The organism is Prochlorococcus marinus str. MIT 0917, assembly GCF_027359575.1.
GTDB lineage: Bacteria > Cyanobacteriota > Cyanobacteriia > PCC-6307 > Cyanobiaceae > Prochlorococcus_B > Prochlorococcus_B marinus_D.
Map to the genome: position 1 here is coordinate 893,548 of NZ_CP114784.1, position 16,819 is coordinate 910,366.

At 35.5% G+C, this 16,819-nt stretch carries 19 protein-coding genes and 1 tRNA gene; 10 read left to right on the forward strand and 10 right to left on the reverse strand.

What is annotated here, in order from left to right; translation table 11 throughout:
• The first annotated feature begins 121 nt into the window (after nt 1-121).
• Nucleotides 122-1,426, forward strand: a complete 1,305-nt coding sequence (purD, locus tag O5637_RS05270) for a phosphoribosylamine--glycine ligase (protein ID WP_269606714.1) — start codon at nt 122-124, stop codon at nt 1,424-1,426.
• A gap of 14 nt (nt 1,427-1,440) precedes the next feature.
• Entirely contained in the window at nt 1,441-3,513 is a 2,073-nt protein-coding gene (locus O5637_RS05275; RefSeq protein ID WP_269606716.1) for a HAMP domain-containing sensor histidine kinase, read from the forward strand.
• Nucleotides 3,514-3,515: 2 nt separating this feature from the next.
• Here O5637_RS05275 and kaiC read toward each other — a convergent pair whose 3' ends face one another.
• Together kaiC and kaiB are read right to left on the reverse strand one after the other, a co-directional pair.
• Entirely contained in the window at nt 3,516-5,018 is a 1,503-nt protein-coding gene (kaiC, locus tag O5637_RS05280) for a circadian clock protein KaiC (protein WP_269606718.1), read from the reverse strand.
• A gap of 130 nt (nt 5,019-5,148) precedes the next feature.
• On the reverse strand, nt 5,149-5,472 hold the full coding sequence (gene kaiB, locus O5637_RS05285) for a circadian clock protein KaiB (protein ID WP_269606720.1): 324 nt from the start codon (nt 5,470-5,472) through the stop codon (nt 5,149-5,151).
• 170 nt (nt 5,473-5,642) lie between these two features.
• On the opposite strand from kaiB, the gene rplU reads away from it, so the two are divergent.
• A complete protein-coding gene (gene rplU / locus O5637_RS05290) occupies nt 5,643-6,080 on the forward strand; it encodes a 50S ribosomal protein L21 (protein ID WP_269606721.1) in 438 nt (145 codons plus the stop codon).
• Between the two features lie 15 nt (nt 6,081-6,095).
• On the forward strand, nt 6,096-6,368 hold the full coding sequence (gene rpmA / locus O5637_RS05295) for a 50S ribosomal protein L27 (RefSeq protein WP_269606723.1): 273 nt from the start codon (nt 6,096-6,098) through the stop codon (nt 6,366-6,368).
• On the opposite strand, the gene O5637_RS05300 is transcribed toward rpmA, so the two are convergent.
• Nucleotides 6,365-7,117 (reverse strand): class I SAM-dependent methyltransferase, encoded by a 753-nt coding sequence (locus O5637_RS05300; RefSeq protein ID WP_269606725.1) that lies wholly within the window; start codon nt 7,115-7,117, stop codon nt 6,365-6,367. The two genes, rpmA and O5637_RS05300, sit on opposite strands and share 4 nt — an antisense overlap.
• A 96-nt stretch (nt 7,118-7,213) precedes the next feature.
• Here O5637_RS05300 and truB point away from each other — a divergent pair, with 96 nt between their 5' ends.
• Nucleotides 7,214-8,158, forward strand: coding sequence for a tRNA pseudouridine(55) synthase TruB (truB, locus tag O5637_RS05305; protein WP_269606727.1), 945 nt, complete (start codon nt 7,214-7,216; stop codon nt 8,156-8,158).
• Between the two features lie 41 nt (nt 8,159-8,199).
• Here truB and O5637_RS05310 read toward each other — a convergent pair whose 3' ends face one another.
• Complete coding sequence (locus O5637_RS05310; protein WP_269606729.1) at nt 8,200-9,417, reverse strand: SpoIID/LytB domain-containing protein; 1,218 nt, start codon at nt 9,415-9,417, stop codon at nt 8,200-8,202.
• Between the two features lie 97 nt (nt 9,418-9,514).
• On the opposite strand from O5637_RS05310, the gene rnz reads away from it, so the two are divergent.
• Together rnz and O5637_RS05320 are read left to right on the forward strand one after the other, a co-directional pair.
• A complete protein-coding gene (gene rnz / locus O5637_RS05315) occupies nt 9,515-10,471 on the forward strand; it encodes a ribonuclease Z (RefSeq protein ID WP_269606731.1) in 957 nt (318 codons plus the stop codon).
• A 74-nt stretch (nt 10,472-10,545) separates the two neighbouring features.
• Entirely contained in the window at nt 10,546-11,094 is a 549-nt protein-coding gene (locus O5637_RS05320; RefSeq protein ID WP_269606733.1) for a pentapeptide repeat-containing protein, read from the forward strand.
• Nucleotides 11,095-11,167: 73 nt separating this feature from the next.
• Here the strand turns inward: O5637_RS05320 and O5637_RS05325 are convergent, their stop codons facing one another.
• The 5 genes from O5637_RS05325 to serA form a co-directional block, all read right to left on the reverse strand.
• Nucleotides 11,168-11,359 carry a hypothetical protein gene (locus tag O5637_RS05325; RefSeq protein WP_158467090.1) on the reverse strand — a complete coding sequence of 64 codons (192 nt, stop codon included), beginning with the start codon at nt 11,357-11,359 and terminating at the stop codon, nt 11,168-11,170.
• A 125-nt stretch (nt 11,360-11,484) separates the two neighbouring features.
• A complete protein-coding gene (locus O5637_RS05330) occupies nt 11,485-11,874 on the reverse strand; it encodes a hypothetical protein (RefSeq protein ID WP_269606737.1) in 390 nt (129 codons plus the stop codon).
• A 109-nt stretch (nt 11,875-11,983) separates the two neighbouring features.
• Nucleotides 11,984-12,283, reverse strand: coding sequence for a 2Fe-2S iron-sulfur cluster-binding protein (locus tag O5637_RS05335; RefSeq protein WP_269606739.1), 300 nt, complete (start codon nt 12,281-12,283; stop codon nt 11,984-11,986).
• Nucleotides 12,284-12,319: 36 nt separating this feature from the next.
• Nucleotides 12,320-13,252, reverse strand: coding sequence for a 50S ribosomal protein L11 methyltransferase (gene prmA, locus O5637_RS05340; protein ID WP_269606740.1), 933 nt, complete (start codon nt 13,250-13,252; stop codon nt 12,320-12,322).
• 4 nt (nt 13,253-13,256) lie between these two features.
• Nucleotides 13,257-14,843, reverse strand: coding sequence for a phosphoglycerate dehydrogenase (serA, locus tag O5637_RS05345; protein ID WP_269606742.1), 1,587 nt, complete (start codon nt 14,841-14,843; stop codon nt 13,257-13,259).
• 104 nt (nt 14,844-14,947) lie between these two features.
• Here serA and O5637_RS05350 point away from each other — a divergent pair, with 104 nt between their 5' ends.
• The 3 genes from O5637_RS05350 to O5637_RS05360 all read left to right on the forward strand — a co-directional run bounded on the left by O5637_RS05350 (nt 14,948) and on the right by O5637_RS05360 (nt 16,594).
• Nucleotides 14,948-15,514 (forward strand): hypothetical protein, encoded by a 567-nt coding sequence (locus O5637_RS05350; protein WP_269606744.1) that lies wholly within the window; start codon nt 14,948-14,950, stop codon nt 15,512-15,514.
• 152 nt (nt 15,515-15,666) lie between these two features.
• Nucleotides 15,667-16,455, forward strand: coding sequence for a photosystem II S4 domain protein (locus O5637_RS05355; RefSeq protein ID WP_269606746.1), 789 nt, complete (start codon nt 15,667-15,669; stop codon nt 16,453-16,455).
• A gap of 67 nt (nt 16,456-16,522) precedes the next feature.
• A tRNA-Val gene (locus tag O5637_RS05360) sits at nt 16,523-16,594 on the forward strand.
• Between the two features lie 65 nt (nt 16,595-16,659).
• Here the strand turns inward: O5637_RS05360 and O5637_RS05365 are convergent.
• Complete coding sequence (locus O5637_RS05365) at nt 16,660-16,806, reverse strand: hypothetical protein (RefSeq protein ID WP_269606748.1); 147 nt, start codon at nt 16,804-16,806, stop codon at nt 16,660-16,662.
• Between the last annotated feature and the right edge of the window lie 13 nt (nt 16,807-16,819).

Below are 16,819 nucleotides of genomic sequence, written 5' to 3' on the forward strand. Positions count from 1 at the left end.
TGTTTAAGACCTAAACTCCTAACAACTAAACAACTTCTCTTCAACCTATGTATTAACTAATAATCAAAAGGTAATTAAAGATCAACTAAAACTATTTTTTCATTCAAGCGAAAGTAAAACTATGACAAAGAATCAAAACACTGAGGAATTAAAAAGAATATTAATAGTTGGAAGTGGAGGAAGAGAAAACTCTATTGCTTGGGCGCTATCAAAAAATCAATCTATCGAACAAATATATGTTTGTCCTGGGAATGGAGGTACCACCAACTTTGAAAAATGTATTTGCCTAAAACCTAAACATGAAGATGCAAAAACGATCATTAAGGAATGTCAAAGACTTGGAATTAATTTAGTCGTAATTGGTCCTGAAGTCCCTTTAGCCGAGGGCTTGGCCGATAAAATGCGTGAAGAAGGATTAACAGTTTTTGGTCCAGGCAAAGACGGTGCTCAATTAGAGGCAAGTAAAGAGTGGTCTAAAGCTCTTATGATAGAAAACAATATCCCTACAGCCAAGTACTGGTCTACAGGATCTAAGGAGGAAGCACTAGAAATTCTTAAAAGATTTAACCAACCTCTTGTTATCAAAGCAGATGGACTTGCGGCAGGCAAAGGTGTAACTGTTTGCGAAACCATTGAGCAATCTAAGGAAGCAATTAAGGAGATATTTTCTGGAAAGTTTGGCTCTGCGGGAAATAAAGTGATCCTTGAAGAAAAAATTGAAGGCCCAGAAGTTTCTATTTTTGCTTTATGTGATGGAGAAAAATTAATTGTTCTTCCACCAGCTCAAGATCACAAAAGATTACTTGATGGAGACAATGGTCCAAATACTGGAGGAATGGGAGCTTATGCACCTGCGCTTTTAATTAATGAAAAAGATCTTGCAGACTTAACGGAGCTTGTTCTTAACCCAACTTTAAAAGGCTTGAAAAAAAAGAAAATCAAATATATAGGCGTCATTTATGTGGGCTTAATGCTTACTTCATCTGGACCAAAAGTTATTGAATTTAATTGCCGCTTTGGTGATCCAGAATGTCAAGCTTTAATGCCATTAATGGGAGAGGAATTTGCTTCTGTACTTTTTGCTTGCGCTCGAGGAGAGATTGAAAAAGCACCAAAACTTACATTTAATTCTGAATGCAGTGCTTGTATAGTTGCAGCATCTAAGGGATACCCTGAAAGCCCTCAAAAAGGTAACAAGGTCAATATTAAAGTTGAATCAAATCTTTCACTCCAAGTTTTTCACGCTGGAACCACAATTGACGAATTTGACAATATAATTACTTCTGGTGGAAGAGTTCTTTCAATAGTCGCTCAGGGAGAAAGCTTCGACAAAGCTTTCGATTTTGCCTACTCTAACTTGAAGAGAATTAGCTTTGAAGGCATGCATTATAGAAAAGATATAGGCTACCAAGTTAGAAAATTTTAATTTAGTTTTTATTAATGAATAATTCAAATACGGACCAAAAAAATACTTTTTCACAATCAAAAGAAAATCTATTTTTTGATGATTTAAGTATTTTAGAAAAAATAAATTTATGGTGGTCTAGATTTAATTTAAGATCAAAATTACTAGCATTTGGAACATTAGTAGTTAGTTTTATAATGACACTTATTACATTTTTTGCTTTAAGCAGCATACAAAAAGATGCTGGCATGAATGATACAAGATACGCTAGGGATTTAGGATTATTATTATCAGGTAACGTAACGGAATTAGTAGCGAAGAATCAAACCAGAGAACTTTTTAACGTGGCAGAAAAGTTTTGGCGTTCTAGCAGGAACTTAAGGTACATTTTCTTTACTGACCCAGATGGATTTGTAAAACTGGGTATTCCAGTAAGTGCAACAACTACAGAATCTGAGGCTGATGAGGTTGCCTTACAACTAACCAGAAAACTTCAACTACCAAGTGAATTAAAAAAACAACCACAATTCCCATTAGTTAGACAACATTCAACTCCGCAAGGACAGGTAACTGATGTTTTTGTTCCCATGCTTTGGAAGGGCGAATATCTAGGCACCTTAGCTCTGGGAGTAACACCAAATAAAAAAGCGCTTGCTACAGCAGCATTAACTAGAGAAATTACTGTGGCTGTGTTTATTTCTATTTGGGTTTTAGTAATTATAGGCGCAGTATTTAATGCTCTAACAATTACTCGACCAATTAAAGAATTACTCATTGGAGTCCGAGAGATTGCTAAGGGTAATTTTAAATCAAGAGTAGATCTCCCCATGAGTGGAGAACTTGGAGAACTGTTAACTGGTTTTAATGCAATGGCATCCAGACTAGAAGACTATGACGCTGCAAATATTGAAGAATTAAAAGCTGCCCAAGTCAAACAGCAATCTTTAATAGCCACCATGGCAGATGGAGCACTTCTTCTTGACGAACAAGGAAATATTGTTTTAGTCAATCCAACTGCTAGAAGACTCTTTCGCTGGGAAGGGAGAAATCTGGAAGGTCAAAGGTTATTGAATCAAATTCCTGAGTCTCTCGTAAGTGAACTTGAAACACCAATAACCTCTCTATTAGACAATTTCGGAGACAGCGATGATTTACGTTGTAATCTTGAAGAACCACCAAGAACACTTCGTATAGTTTTAAAGTCTGTCAGAGATACTACTGGAGAAAACATCAAGGGTATTGCTGTTACAGTTCAAGATTTAACTAGGGAAGTTCAATTAAACGCAGCACAAAAAAGATTCATCAGTAATGTTTCTCACGAATTGAGAACGCCATTATTTAATATCAAAAGCTATGTTGAGACACTTTATGACTTAGGAGACCAACTTACAAAAGATGAGCAAAAAGAATTTCTGGGTGTTGCAAATTCAGAGACAGATAGACTGACTCGCTTGGTCAATGATGTTCTTGACTTATCCAAGTTGGAGTCTGGAAGAACGATCCAACTAGAAGCACTAAGTATAAAAGAAGCCATGGAACAAACCCTAAGAAACTATAAACTTAATGCTGAAGATAAAAATGTGAAATTAATATTAAACGTTGAGAATAATTTGGCATTTGTTTTAGGTAACTGGGATATGCTTCTTCAGGTATTAGATAACCTTGTTGGTAATGCACTTAAATTTAGTCAAGAAGGAGGAACAATAAATTTAAAAGCCTATCCATGGCCTGACATATGCGTTGCTTCGCCTGTTGATCTAGACAATAAAGCTCCTCATTTTGAGATATTGTCCCCAATACCAAAAATCAGAGTTGAGGTATCTGATACAGGATGTGGCATTTCTGAACTTGATCAACAAAGGATATTTGAACGTTTTTACAGAGTTGAAGATTCAGTCCACACTGAAGTAGGTACTGGACTTGGTCTTGCAATAGTCAAAGGAATCGTTGATAAACACGGTAGTGAGATAAGAATGGCTAGTGAACTAAATACTGGAACTACTTTTTGGTTTGAACTTCCACTTGAAGACTCTGATGCTGATCAGCTGTTATTAAAGTCAGCAAGGAAAAATTGGGAACTTGAAAATGATAAGTCTTTAATCAAATAGAATTAATCTTCATTAGGTTTAATGCTTTTAAAAACACCCGTGATCTGCTCCTCAGGATTAATGCGATGAGGTGCTCCACTAAATATCTGTTCAAAGTTAGAGAATGAATCTTTAATCTCAGGCCCTTCATTAGTAATGATATATTCACGTATCCTTTTGTCATGCCAGGATCCCCGCATCTTAAAGACATTTATCGCTCTTGCCATTTCACCTCTGATTTCTACATATTGCAAAAGCAAAATAGTATCAGTTATCGTTGAAATATGTGAATCAGTAATTGAGTGGCTTCCCATGAATTCTTCTGCAGTATTTGTAAAGAATCCTGCGATTTCTTCTTGTTTCGCATAACCAGTTATTCCAATAACAAACTGTCTAAATGCATTCAGGCTTACACCTCTAGCTAATGCAGATAGCGAATCTATTGCCATTCTAGAAGGTTTATACTCACTAATCTCGGATTTGATTATTTGCAAATGGTCTTCCAAACCAGTTGATTCTGGATAAGCACAAATAATCTTCAATAATCCATCCGCTTCCATTTTTTCAAAATCAATTCCCCAGCTAGTTGCATTTCTAAGCAGTTGTGCTCTTGATTCTTCATATGCAAAAAGTATTGTTCTTTCTTTATGAATATAAGCATCTTCAACAAACTTAGAAACTAGCATTGTTTTTCCAGTACCAGTTGCACCAGTTGCAAGAATAATTGAGTCTTGAAAATATCCTCCTCCACACATTTCATCCAAATCGGGAACACCAGAACTGATACGAATATTTGATGATCTTTGAGTCAACCTCATTGCACCTAAAGGGAATGCAACTATTCCTTGTGGACCCATTGTGAAAGGGAATTCACCCTTCATATGTGTAGTTCCTCTTAATTTCAAAATCTCTACAGTTCTTCTCCTCTTCTCTGCCTCTAAAACATTTCTCAAAATAACAACATTGTCAGAAACGAATTCTTCAACTCCATATCTAGCAATTGGACCATATTCATCTATTCTTTCAGTAGTCATAACAGTAGTCACACCTATCTCTTTGAGTCTTGCTATTAGTCGAAAAATCTCTCTTCTAACGACATAAAGAGCATCATATTGTTGAAAAACAGCTGTCATTGAATCTATAGCCACTCTCTTAGCTTTGAACTTTCTAATCGCATAACTGATCCTTTCAATTAAACCTGACAAATCAAAACTCCCAGCTACATCTTGTCCATCTGGGTCTGGAGATGCATCTAAAATAAAAAGTTTATTTTGATCAATTAATCCTTGTAAATCCCAACCAAAGCTTGCAGCATTTCGAATGATATCTAAAGGTGATTCTTCAAAAGTAACAAAAATACCAGGTTCATCAAAATTACATATTCCATGATGAAGATATTGCAAAGAAAAAACAGTTTTACCAGTACCTGATGTTCCGCTAACTAATGTGCTGCGCGCATTAGGCAACCCACCATGACAAATATCATCAAAGCCCTCGATTCCAGTGGGGAGTTTTTGAACATGCATTTTTGGTCTAATTTGTTTCTTGAAGAACGCTAAAAGCTCTTATGTACAAAACATAATAAACAAACTCAAAAAATTGCTTTGTTATCAGATGGGCTTAAGAATTAATTTACTTCTTGTTTAAATAACTCAATTATTTATCTGAAGAGTAAAACATTTCCTGATCTGTTAGTTCGTCATACAACAGGTCCAATCCAATTAAGACTTTTTCTCTATCGGATAGGTCGCCAATTATTCTTCGAACAGGTGGGGGTAAAATCTTAGATAAAGTCGGTGTAGCAAGTATTTTATCTTCTTCGGCTAATTGAGGGCTTTTTAAAACATCAATAACTTTAAGGGCATAGACACCTTTGAATTCACTTTCTAAGATTTCTCTCAACGTATTCAAAGCTCTCATAGAATTTGGTGTATTCCCAGCCACATAAAGCTTGAGAATATATGTCTTTCTTGCATTCATTTAAAACCTCCGAAAAATCCACAGAACATTTGCCCTCCCTAGATCTTGACTAAGTAACCAACAAAAAGCGAAAATGTTAGTTTGTTTTTCGATTACGATTAAGGCTTAATCGATTTAAGTAAGGGCATCCCTTTAATTTTATTTCGAGCCTTAACGTGTCACCAATAATTATGGCTGATAAAAAATCATCTCCCAAGAAGGAAAAATCACAAGATAAAATTTATGCAATAGTCGAAGCATCAGGAAAACAATTTTGGCTTCAACCTAACCGTTATTACGATATAGATAGATGCCATGCAGAAGTTGATGAGGTTTTGACTATTGAAAAGGTTCTTCTTCTTAACGATGGCAAAGATTTAAAGATTGGGAAACCCTATGTCAAAGAGGCGAAAGTACAACTAAAAGTCTTAGAACATAGAAGAGGGCCAAAAATAATTGTTTACAAAATGCGTCCAAAGAAAAAAACAAGGAGAAAAACTGGACACCGTCAAGAACTCACAAGAGTTTTAGTTCAATCCATTTCGGTTGGATCAAAATCTAAAAAAACAAAAGAAACTAAAGGAACCGAAACGACTGCTAATAAAGTAGAATCTGAAAAATCAAATTAAAAGATTACATAAATTATGGCTCATAAGAAAGGTACCGGATCAACTAGAAATGGAAGAGATTCAAACTCAAAAAGACTTGGTGTAAAAGCCTATGGTGGTGAGAAAGTAACAGCAGGATCTATTCTCATCCGTCAAAGAGGTACATCAATTCTTCCAGGGATCAATGTAGGCAGAGGCAAAGATGATACTCTTTTCGCCTTAACTGATGGTTCGGTTCATTTTGAAAGTATTCGTAGAGGATTAAGGAATAGAAAAAGAATTAATATTTCGGCTGTTAAAGCAGGCTAGCTGATACTTTTTAATGGTTTGTAAGCTCGAGTAGTAATTAAAAAAGGATGGAAAACTTCTAAGTAATTCAATTGTAATGTAGAGAAGAAATTCTCAATCAAACCAGGTTCATCAAAGTGAAAAGGATATTCTCCATTTTTCCCTTTATAAAAATACCAATTCAATAGAGCAATTCCATTAGGAGAAAGCTTATCCAAAAAAATTTTTAATTGTTTTGCTGGATCAGGAAGATGTTCAAGGACATCCAAACAAACAAGAGAATCAAAAATCACATCAGATGTGCTTTCTAAATCTCTAAAAACCGAAATCTTATCTTCGACGCCCAATGCCTTAGACCTATGTTGTACAAAACTTCGATTTTGAGGGTTTAGATCCACAAACCAAACATGTTCAACTTCTGTCAAAAACGATGCAGCCAGAGCATGCGTACCAATACCTCCACCAAAATCTAAAACTTTTCCAGAAGCAAATTTTTGTTGTAGACGAAGCGTATCAGCTATGTAATTAGAACTATTTAAATGCCAAGATGCTAGATCTATTAGATGAGCATCTCCAACTTTTTCTTCGTAAAAATCTCTTGCATTGTTCTCAGTAAATGCACCTGGATGCAGAGCTGCCAAATCATCAACACCATTCTGCAATCTTTCATCTAATTGATCATTATTTATATGAAGGAAATCAATAAGGTGTTTTTTCAAGTTAAAGCCATCTTTAAGGAAGCTGGAAATACTTAAATCTAAATTGGTCATATTATTTGGCTCACTGAACACACTGAGTTATAACTTTAAATGTTCGGGGTAACATGAACAATCTTTTCATGTGAGTCTCAACCTACAATATTGATTTTGAAAAAGCCTTTTGGATTTGTTGTCATTGATAAGCCTGCTGGGCTTACTTCCCATGATTGCGTTAATAGACTTAGAAAAGTATTTGGTATCAAAAAAATTGGACATAGTGGAACTCTAGACCCCTCAGTTACTGGAGTACTTCCAATAGCGATAGGCGATGCGACAAGATTAATCTCCTATTTACAAGGGTCTAAAGCTTATAAAGGAATCATTCAGTTAGGAACTACAACGAATACTGATGATATGCAAGGAGAAATTTTAGAATCAAAAATTTGGCCATTAATTAGCGAAAATGATATGAATTATCTACTAGATAATTTCAGAGGCGAGATATTACAAAAACCCCCTATTTTTTCTAGTGTTCATGTTAAAGGAGAGAGAGCTTATAAGAAAGCAAGAAAAGGAGAAAAATTTGATTTGATTCCTAAAAAAGTGACTATAAAAAAATTAAATTTAATAAGCTGGTCTCAAAGTAAAGGTGAGTTATTAGTTGATGTCGAATGCTCAACTGGAACATACATTAGATCCTTGGCTAGAGATATTGGAGATAAGATTGGATGCGGTGGTCATTTAAAAAAGTTACGTCGAACAAAAGCTTATAATTTCAACGAAAATGATTCCGTATTACTACCTGAGAAATCAGAATTTTACCCAGAAGAAACCAAACCTAAAGTTCTTAACCCAACTATTTTTTTTAAACATCTTGCTTCTTTTGAATTAATTTCTGAAGAAGAGATTATTAGTTGGCGCTCAGGAAGAAAGATATGTTTTCAGAATAATGTTAAACGTCTAAAGTTAAGCCAAAATAATGAATTTGAAGATAGTACTTTTCATAATAAAAACATATTAGTATTGGATAAAAAAAATAAAATCCTAGGCATTGGAAATTTAGATGAAAGTTATAGAATCAAACCCCGGGTCGTTTTCAACGCAATTGGTTAAAAAACATCTAGATCCTATAATTAATAGCTGTTAAATAATTACTAATAGGTTTTTATCTGTACTCCCGTATAATAATGTTTTAGAATTCTACGAAAGCCTGCTCCTCTTTCAGCCATTGCCTTTGCCCCCCATTGACTCAGTCCAACACCATGTCCAGCGCCATAACCTTTCACTAATAGAAAGTAATCTGCTGGAATTAGAGGGAGAGGTTCAAGCGCGAAATCTTCAACTACTTTATTATCAGAATTGAATTTATTATCTAGTTTAGTTTGATTAAATTTCAAATTTAAATTAAATTTATTACTTAGTAGTTTTAAATTTTTTCTTAAAGTTTTACCGGAGATAATTTTAGTTCCCTTGGGCCCATAAAGTCTAAGTTTTAAGACTCTATCACTATTACTTTTTTTTATAATTTGAATACTATTTAGTCCACCTAAATCGGAAAATATTTGATCTAATTCTGAAGAACTAATTTTTTTTGACCATCTATATTTTTCACTATTTTGATCATAATCAACAACACTCCTTAAGTAAGGCAATTGATACTTCCAGACTTGACCAGAATTTTCAGTTCTACCACCAGAACTACTATGAAAAACTGCCTCTATAAGTTTATTTTTATAAAACAATGCAAGTGAACTTGTACTTCTAACTGCCCTATTTATTTTTGTTGTTTCAGCTTCAAGTCCTAAATAAACTTGATTAGATTGATTTGAATGAATATCAAAAAATTTATTCTTCCCTAAAAGTTTTAAAGCATAAGTCCTAGCCGCTATTGCTTGAGCTTGAAGTGCTGCAAGTGGAAATTCTTTAGGCATTTCGCTACCTACAACACTTTTTAAATATTTTTCTAATTTTAAATAATTTATTATTTGCAACTTCTGATCATTTAATGTAACTCTTAATTCTCCAGCATATCTTCTATTTTTATACCAAATGCCACGATCATCATTATTTTTAATTATTAAGTGAAAATTCTTAGGTAATTCAAACCATAGATTTAGGTTGTTATTTATAGAATAATTAGCACTACCATTACCATAAATTATACTTATAGATTTAATAGGTCTTTGTTTAGAAGAAATCCCTTTAACAAAAATAGATTTGGAGCCATCTGCTCTAAATCTTGCCTTGTTTTCCTGACCAATCAAGACACGTATTAATGGCTCTTTGGCAGCAATTGCTTTTAATGGAGAGATGAAAAATATAGCTGCAAAAACTATGGCCCATCCCGAATTACTTTTAGGTGATGTGCTCACAATAAAAATTGAATTTAGATACTAATTCTGCCTATAAGAAGGAAGATCTACCAGTGGTCAAAGCTATGAATGGCAACATGTATTAAAAGGGGCAAAATTGCAAGTCACTTTTCTTGGAACAAGCTCAGGTGTTCCAACTCTAACGAGAAACGTATCAGCGATGGTATTAAAGCCTCCACAACGATCAGATTTGTGGTTGTTCGATTGTGGCGAAGGCACTCAACATCAGTTCATCAGAAGCAATCTAAAGCTATCTCAAATAAAAAAAATATTCATAACTCACATGCATGGCGATCATGTGTATGGCCTACCAGGACTTCTAGCAAGTATTGGGTTGGCTGGAAGCAGCTCTGGCATTGAGCTCTATGGACCAGCGCCTCTTAAAAATTTTATTGATGCTTGCTTGTACAACAGTTCAAGCAGATTGGCTTACTCTTTAAAATTCAATAAAGTTGAAAATGCTGCTATTCAAAAAGAAATTTTATTTGAAGATTCCGATTTAGAAGTAAAAGCTGCTCCACTGAAGCATCGAATCCCATCTTTTGCTTACAGAGTGAATCAGAAATCCAGACCAGGCAGATTCGACATAGACAAAGCAAAGTCACAAAAAATACCTCCTGGCCCTTTATATGCCGCACTCCAAAGAGGAGAGGAAGTGCGTTTAGATGATGGACGAACTTTTTCTGGGAGAGAATTCTGCGGACCTCCTAGACCTGGGGTAAGCATGGTTTATTGCACAGATACTTTTTATACAGAATCCGCAATTGAAATTTCTAGAGAAGCCGATCTATTAATTCATGAAGCTACATATGCATATAAAGAGACTGAAATGGCTTATCAACGCGGGCATTCAACTGCCACAATGGCGGCTGAAATTGCTGTAAAAGCGAACGTAAATCAATTAATTTTGACTCATTTGAGCCCAAGATATACCCCTGGGAATGAAACAAGTCCTAATGATTTGCTTAATGAAGCAAAAGCAATTTTTCCAAATACCCAGTTAGCAAAAGACTTTTTGCAAATTGATATAAAGAAACGCTGCAACAGTTCTTGATCCCTTGCCTATGAAATGCCACTACATGAAACAATGGTCGAGTTTGGTGCTTCCGTCAATCGCTGGCGTTATTAATGGATTCTTTTATTTCTTCTCTTAAACGGTCCCTTACAAGACTATTTGTTTTGATACCTGTGCTTGTAAGTCTCATTATTAGTCCTCTTTCTGTAAATGCCCTGTATCCCAGCGATCCTTCATCAGTGGAGAGCTTAGATACAAGCTTGGCTGGTAAGGACTTACAAAATACAGAGTATGTAAAATACGACTTATCAGGAAAAGATCTTGGTGGGGCGAATTTCACTGGGGCTTATTTCAGTGTCTCAACTTTAAAGGACTCTGATCTAACGGGCGCAAACATGACCAATGTCATAGCCTATGCAACAAGGTTTGATAATGCAAACCTCACAAATGTAAAACTAACTGGTGCAGAGTTACTTAAGAGTGTTTTTGATGGTGTAACCATTGATGGCGCTGACTTTACTGATGCTGTTTTAGATAGAAGTCAACAAAAGAATCTATGTAAAGTAGCTACCGGAAGCACAGCCGAAAGTCTTGGTTGTAGCACTACAGCTGCTGGATATGTGCCTGCGACCAAAGGTCAAGGTTTCAACCCAGGTACTTAAATTTATCCAAATTTAAAAACCAATAAAAAAGGGGCCATTGGCCCCTTTTTTATTGGTTAAAAACTAACTTTTTTCACTTTGTTATGAGGAAGAAAGCCGCTGCAGCTCCACCAACAGCAAACATAGGCAAACCTACTAGCAAATGTGAAGTACCAAATCCAAAGCCTTTTTGGCGCAATATGAAATAGCCAACTCCAGCAGCTCCAGCAGCCAACGGAATAGCAGCAGTAGCAGCAGAAGCAACAGCGTGATAGTCGAAGTTCATCCCTGTGTTGAAATTTAATTACTTACAATTATCCTCCAAATTTGAAAAATGGTATGAACTTATGCCTGAAATGCTTAATATCTTCATCACTTTAAATCCAAAAAGAATTTTTGTTTTTTATAAATTCATGCAGATTGGGGCTCAATATTTGAGCTATCTCTAGAACGTGGATGTTTGCTATACCACCATTCCTGAATATTCGTATCTAAACGACTAGAGAATAAGGTCAAAATAGTTTTTGTTGGTTTAACTCCCGGTTGGATTATTTCAACCGAATATGATGGACATTTTTGTGCAGCAATATCAGCAACCAATCTTTTCCCAATTCTTCTCCAGCTAGGCTCTTTACTTCGCCATGAGAGCCTGCAACAAGGCCAAGGTAATTCCTCACGGTCATAGAGACGACAACATGGTCCTAAAACCCTAAAACTAAATTGCCCTCCAATACTTGAATGAATAGAACCATGATCTAAAAGACCTTGAACTTTGTTGGTTGGCAAAACTTCTGAAATCAATTAATACCTAAATAATTTTATTTGCGCCCATGAGCACATAAACAAGAGGTTGGCTAGAAAGGAGAAATTTGGCAAGCAAAACGATGAAAATCTGGCAAAAAAATTAATATCAATACATTTCGTCTTCTGCATGGGTTCTAATTGTGCAATCTGAAGTCGGATATGCCACACAAATCAAAACATAACCTTTTTTAATTTGATCATCGTCCAAAAAACTTTGATCCTGTTGGTCAACCGCTCCTTTCTCTAATTTAGCAACACAAGTCGAACAAGCTCCCGATCGACAGGAGTAGGGAAGATCAATATTTTTTTCACATGCAGCATCAAGAATATATTTGTCATCTGGGATATCAATGATTTCTTTAAGACCACTTAACTCATTTATAAAAGTGATCTTAAAAGATGTCATGAAGATTACTAATTTAAAAATTTAGAATTTACTGAATCAAGGTAAATCCAAAGTCAATTCCATTAAGGCCCATTGATCCTTTATTTTGATTTCAAGAACTTGCCAACCAAGCGGTAAAAAAAATTCTTGTAGTTCTTCAATTTGGTCAACTAATAAACCAGACAAAATCACTTTACCTTTATGACTAATAATTTTTCCGAAAGATGGTCCAAGTAATTTTATGACAGGTGCAAGAATATTGCAGACCACCAAATCAATTTTTTTTCTCGGCATATTTGCCTCAACTTCTTCAATAGAACCAAGAAAAACATTTAATAAATTTTCAGGAAAATCATTTAAGGCAGAATTAGTTTTGGTTGCTGATATTGCTAAAGAATCAGTATCAACAGAGAAAGTACTCTTTGCACCTAATTTTAATGCAGCTAAAGATAGTATTCCGCTTCCACAACCTATATCAGCAATTACTTGACCTACTGGAGGATTATTATCCAAGGCTTCAATGCATAGCCTAGTAGAAGGATGGCTACCAGTCCCAAAAGCGCTTCCAGGGTCTAAAAGAATAATTTTTCGTTCTGAAAATTTTTCAGGAACATCTAACCATGCCGGTAAAATTAAAATTGATTGTCCTACAGGATCAGGTTTCCAATTTTTTTTCCAACTTAAGCTCCAATCTTCATCTTTTACTAGAATCCATTCGCAAGGAGGCAAGGTCAAATCAAAAGTTTTTGCCAACGAGATTAATGATTTTACTAGGGTCTCTTGCTCTCTAACTGACCACTCATTCAACGGAAGCCATATAAATAACTTTTGAGTGGTGTTTTCATTTGGACGGTGCTCAAAAGAAAATCTATGAATTTCTAAATTGCTAAAAAGCCAATAAAAAGAATCTTCTAACTCAATTGGAAATTCCTGCTCCAATCTCAACCAAAGAGGCTGAGAGTTATGCAAATCAATAGTTTTTTCAACCAACGGTTTATAAAGTCACAGAATGAGCTTCGTTTATTCCTTGCATTGAAAGAATTGAACCCAATAATTCAGATGGGATAGGATCATCGATACTCAAAACCATAACGGCCTCACCTCTTACAATCCTTCTTCCTACCTGCATTGAAGCGATGTTGACATTGTGTTTTCCAAGAAGTGAACCTATCTGACCAATTATTCCAGGCATATCCCTATGCCTAGTAAAAAGCATATGTCTACTTGGCACAAAATTTATCGGGTACTCATCAATACTTGTAATACCAAGATCGCCATCACCAAAAACAGTCCCAGAGACACTATGACCACCTTTATCGCTAAAACTATCCAACTGCAAAGAGCCTCGAGCAAACTCTGGGTTCAACTCGTCCTTAATTTCGACGACATCAATACCTCGTCCTTTAGCTTCCAGCGAAGCGTTTACATAATTAATTTTATCTCCCAATGCACTAGTGAGTAATCCCTTCAAAGTTGCAATAACAAGAGGTTGAGATGGATGTTGAGCGAATTCCCCTTGCAAACGTACTTCTAATTTTTGTATCTGTCCCCCTGAAATTTGACTAACTAATAATCCTAATGTCTCAGCAAGTTTCAAATGTGGTTTAAGACTATCCATTATCTCTGCGCTAAGTCCTGGAATATTTACGGCGCTGCGTGCTGGCAAGCCTAGAAGAACATCTCTAATTTGTTCTGCAACGTCAATAGCTACATTTTGTTGAGCCTCCACAGTTGAAGCACCCAAATGTGGCGTAAGTAACAAGCCTTTATTTACAGCACGTAGAGGAGAATTTTCAGCCAAAGGTTCTTTTGCATATACATCGATTGCAGCACCCTGAATAACATTTTCCTCTAATGCATGAGCTAGATCATTTTCATTAATAATCCCGCCTCTTGCACAATTAACCAATCTCGCAGTTGGTTTCATTTTTCTTAGAAGGTCTATATCCACTAAATTCTCTGTTTCAGGGGTCCTTGGGAGATGAAGGGTTACATAATCAGATTCTTTGAACAATTCATCAAGATCACTTAATCGAACCTGCATTTGCTGAGCTCTTTCACTGGAAACGAAAGGATCAAATCCAACGACTTCCATACCCATCGCATTCGCAACTTTTGCAACATGAGATCCAATCTTTCCAAGTCCAACTACTCCTAAAGTTTTCTTATAAAGTTCATTTCCTACGTATTTTTTCCTATCCCAACCCCCAGAAAACATACTTGCATGAGCTTGAGGGATATTTCTAGATAATGAAAGAATCATTGCTAGAGCATGCTCAGCTGCAGCAATAGTGTTTCCACCTGGAGAATTAACAACTAAGACACCCTTCCTCGTAGCGGTTGGTACATCAACATTATCTACACCAACACCTGCTCTACCAATGATTCTTAATTTCTTTGCCTCAGAAATCACATCTGAGGTGACTTGAGTTCCTGAACGGATCATTAATCCGTCATAATCACAAATTATATTCTTTAACTGATCTGTAGAAAGACCAACTTTTTGGTCAACCTGAGCAACCTGAGTAAGAATATCTATACCTGCTTGATCAATGGGATCAGAAACAAGAACTTTCGTCATTAAGGGCGATAAACGTGCCGATCTGAACTTTAGTGATCTATTTGCCGCTGACCAGAATTATGTTGAGCAGGATTGAATATCCAAACATTTCAAGGAGCTAATTAGTGTCCAAACACGTAATCATCTTAAAAGAAAAGAAAGCTGCAAAAGAGTTGCTTCTCAAACTGAGAGAAGCTCAAACACCTATCCTTAATTGCGATCTTGTAGAACCATTGGATAATAAATCAGACCATGAGAATTTTAATTTAGACACATCTGAAGAAGTATTTACCGAGCAATCAAATTTTAATAATATCAAGCTTTTGAATCCAGCTCTTGCTCGAAAGGATCGCCAAAAAACATTAGCAACATGGTTAATACCCTTTGGTTTTATTGCAGGTCTAAGTTTTTCTCAAATGACCGATCTGAAGACATTTGCAGATATGGGATTCCCAAATCAATTAGAGAAGCTTTTAGGTGGCCTAGTTGGAATGATTTCAGGTGCTCTAGGAAGCTTTTTTTCAGCTGGGGGCACGACCCAAGAAACATTTGATGATTTGAGAGCTATTCGAAAAAAAAGTGAACAAGGTTTTTGGCTGTTAATTCTTGAATTACCAATTGAGATAGAATTACCTTGGGCAATTATAAAAGGAACAGATAGCCCAGAAATAATAAGTATAGGTAAAGAATAGTACTAATTTAAATTATATTTATAAAAAAAGTGAATATAACTATTAACAATATTGACCTTATATTGAATATAATATTTACAAAAATAAATAAAAAGAGAGAAAGAATGATTTAGACTATGAATCTGTAAAATGATAAAATCCTATCTCTTTTCATGCATCTTCCAAAAGAAAAGATTCTTTTTAAAAGTCCTTTTCGCAAAGAGTTAGAGACCTTACTTCCCTTCGCGGAAAAGGCCATAAGAGAGAGAGCAGCAATATGGTCTCCTTTTGTTTCAGCAGAATTAACAGAGGAAGTTAAAAATAAATTTAACAACTTGAATGATATACGTCTTCTTTTTAATGGAGGATTCCCGAGCGCAGAACGTAAAAGAATATGTTTCTTAAGATCTGAAGAAGAGATGATCTTTACCTCTCTCGATATCCCCATAAAAGGTATTAATATAAAAGGCAATTTTCTGTTTGATAGAGCCAAACAAAATGACTTTAGAGATCTGTTACATGAACTTCATGTACCAGCAGATGAAATTGGAGACATTTGGTTAATAAGAGACAGAGGAGCTCAAGCTATTTGCTCGAAAAAATGTGCTGATTCAATAAACCAACAGTATGGAAAGCTAAGAGAAGTTGAAATATCAATCCAGGCATTAGATCTAAGCGAGATGGAGATCCCTTTCCATAGACCAGAGAAAATAATCAATACGGTTGAGGCCTCTACCAGGATTGACGCAATAGCCTCTGCAGGTTTTGGTCTATCAAGATCAAAAATAGCCGCACAAATCAAGCAAGGGTATTTGCGACTTAACTGGGCTTTGAATAATCAGCCAAGCAAATCGGTGAATACTGGAGACCTTATTCATTTAGAAAAAAAAGGTTCTCTTAAAATTTTAAATATTGATAAAACAAAAAAAGAGCGATGGAGAATCAAATTACTAAGGCAATGATGATTAGGTCCGATCGCCTGCTAACTTCATTGAGGACTTAATACTTCAATTCTAAATTGGTTCACAAGGGCGATTAGCTCAGAGGTAGAGCACTACCTTGACACGGTAGGAGTCACTGGTTCGATTCCAGTATCGCCCATTCTGCAGCATTAAATGAATGCATATATTTGCCTAATCACAAAAATAGCTAAAGGTTTAAATTCTTTACTTATCAAACATTTGATGAAGTTTAATCCATGTGATTTCACTCTCGCTCTGATCTGCTAAACCATTTAGAGAATACTCAACATTAGTTGACTCTTGAATTTTTTTTGTTTTTAAAATTTCGATGCCTTCAATTTTTGCAGCCATTAAAAAGAAGCAA

Excerpts from the sequence above, each read along its gene's own strand:
- O5637_RS05300 (WP_269606725.1), bottom strand. The coding sequence starts at position 7,117 with ATGACCAATTTAGATTTAAGTATTTCCAGCTTCCTTAAAGATGGCTTT.
- kaiB (WP_269606720.1), bottom strand. The coding sequence starts at position 5,472 with ATGAATGCAAGAAAGACATATATTCTCAAGCTTTATGTGGCTGGGAAT.
- O5637_RS05335 (WP_269606739.1), bottom strand. The coding sequence starts at position 12,283 with ATGACATCTTTTAAGATCACTTTTATAAATGAGTTAAGTGGTCTTAAA.
- O5637_RS05275 (WP_269606716.1), top strand. The coding sequence starts at position 1,441 with ATGAATAATTCAAATACGGACCAAAAAAATACTTTTTCACAATCAAAA.
- rplU (WP_269606721.1), top strand. The coding sequence starts at position 5,643 with ATGGCTGATAAAAAATCATCTCCCAAGAAGGAAAAATCACAAGATAAA.
- rpmA (WP_269606723.1), top strand. The coding sequence starts at position 6,096 with ATGGCTCATAAGAAAGGTACCGGATCAACTAGAAATGGAAGAGATTCA.
- O5637_RS05325 (WP_158467090.1), bottom strand. The coding sequence starts at position 11,359 with ATGAACTTCGACTATCACGCTGTTGCTTCTGCTGCTACTGCTGCTATT.
- O5637_RS05365 (WP_269606748.1), bottom strand. The coding sequence starts at position 16,806 with ATGGCTGCAAAAATTGAAGGCATCGAAATTTTAAAAACAAAAAAAATT.
- O5637_RS05320 (WP_269606733.1), top strand. The coding sequence starts at position 10,546 with ATGGATTCTTTTATTTCTTCTCTTAAACGGTCCCTTACAAGACTATTT.
- serA (WP_269606742.1), bottom strand. The coding sequence starts at position 14,843 with ATGACGAAAGTTCTTGTTTCTGATCCCATTGATCAAGCAGGTATAGAT.
- kaiC (WP_269606718.1), bottom strand. The coding sequence starts at position 5,018 with ATGCATGTTCAAAAACTCCCCACTGGAATCGAGGGCTTTGATGATATT.
- purD (WP_269606714.1), top strand. The coding sequence starts at position 122 with ATGACAAAGAATCAAAACACTGAGGAATTAAAAAGAATATTAATAGTT.
- O5637_RS05355 (WP_269606746.1), top strand. The coding sequence starts at position 15,667 with ATGCATCTTCCAAAAGAAAAGATTCTTTTTAAAAGTCCTTTTCGCAAA.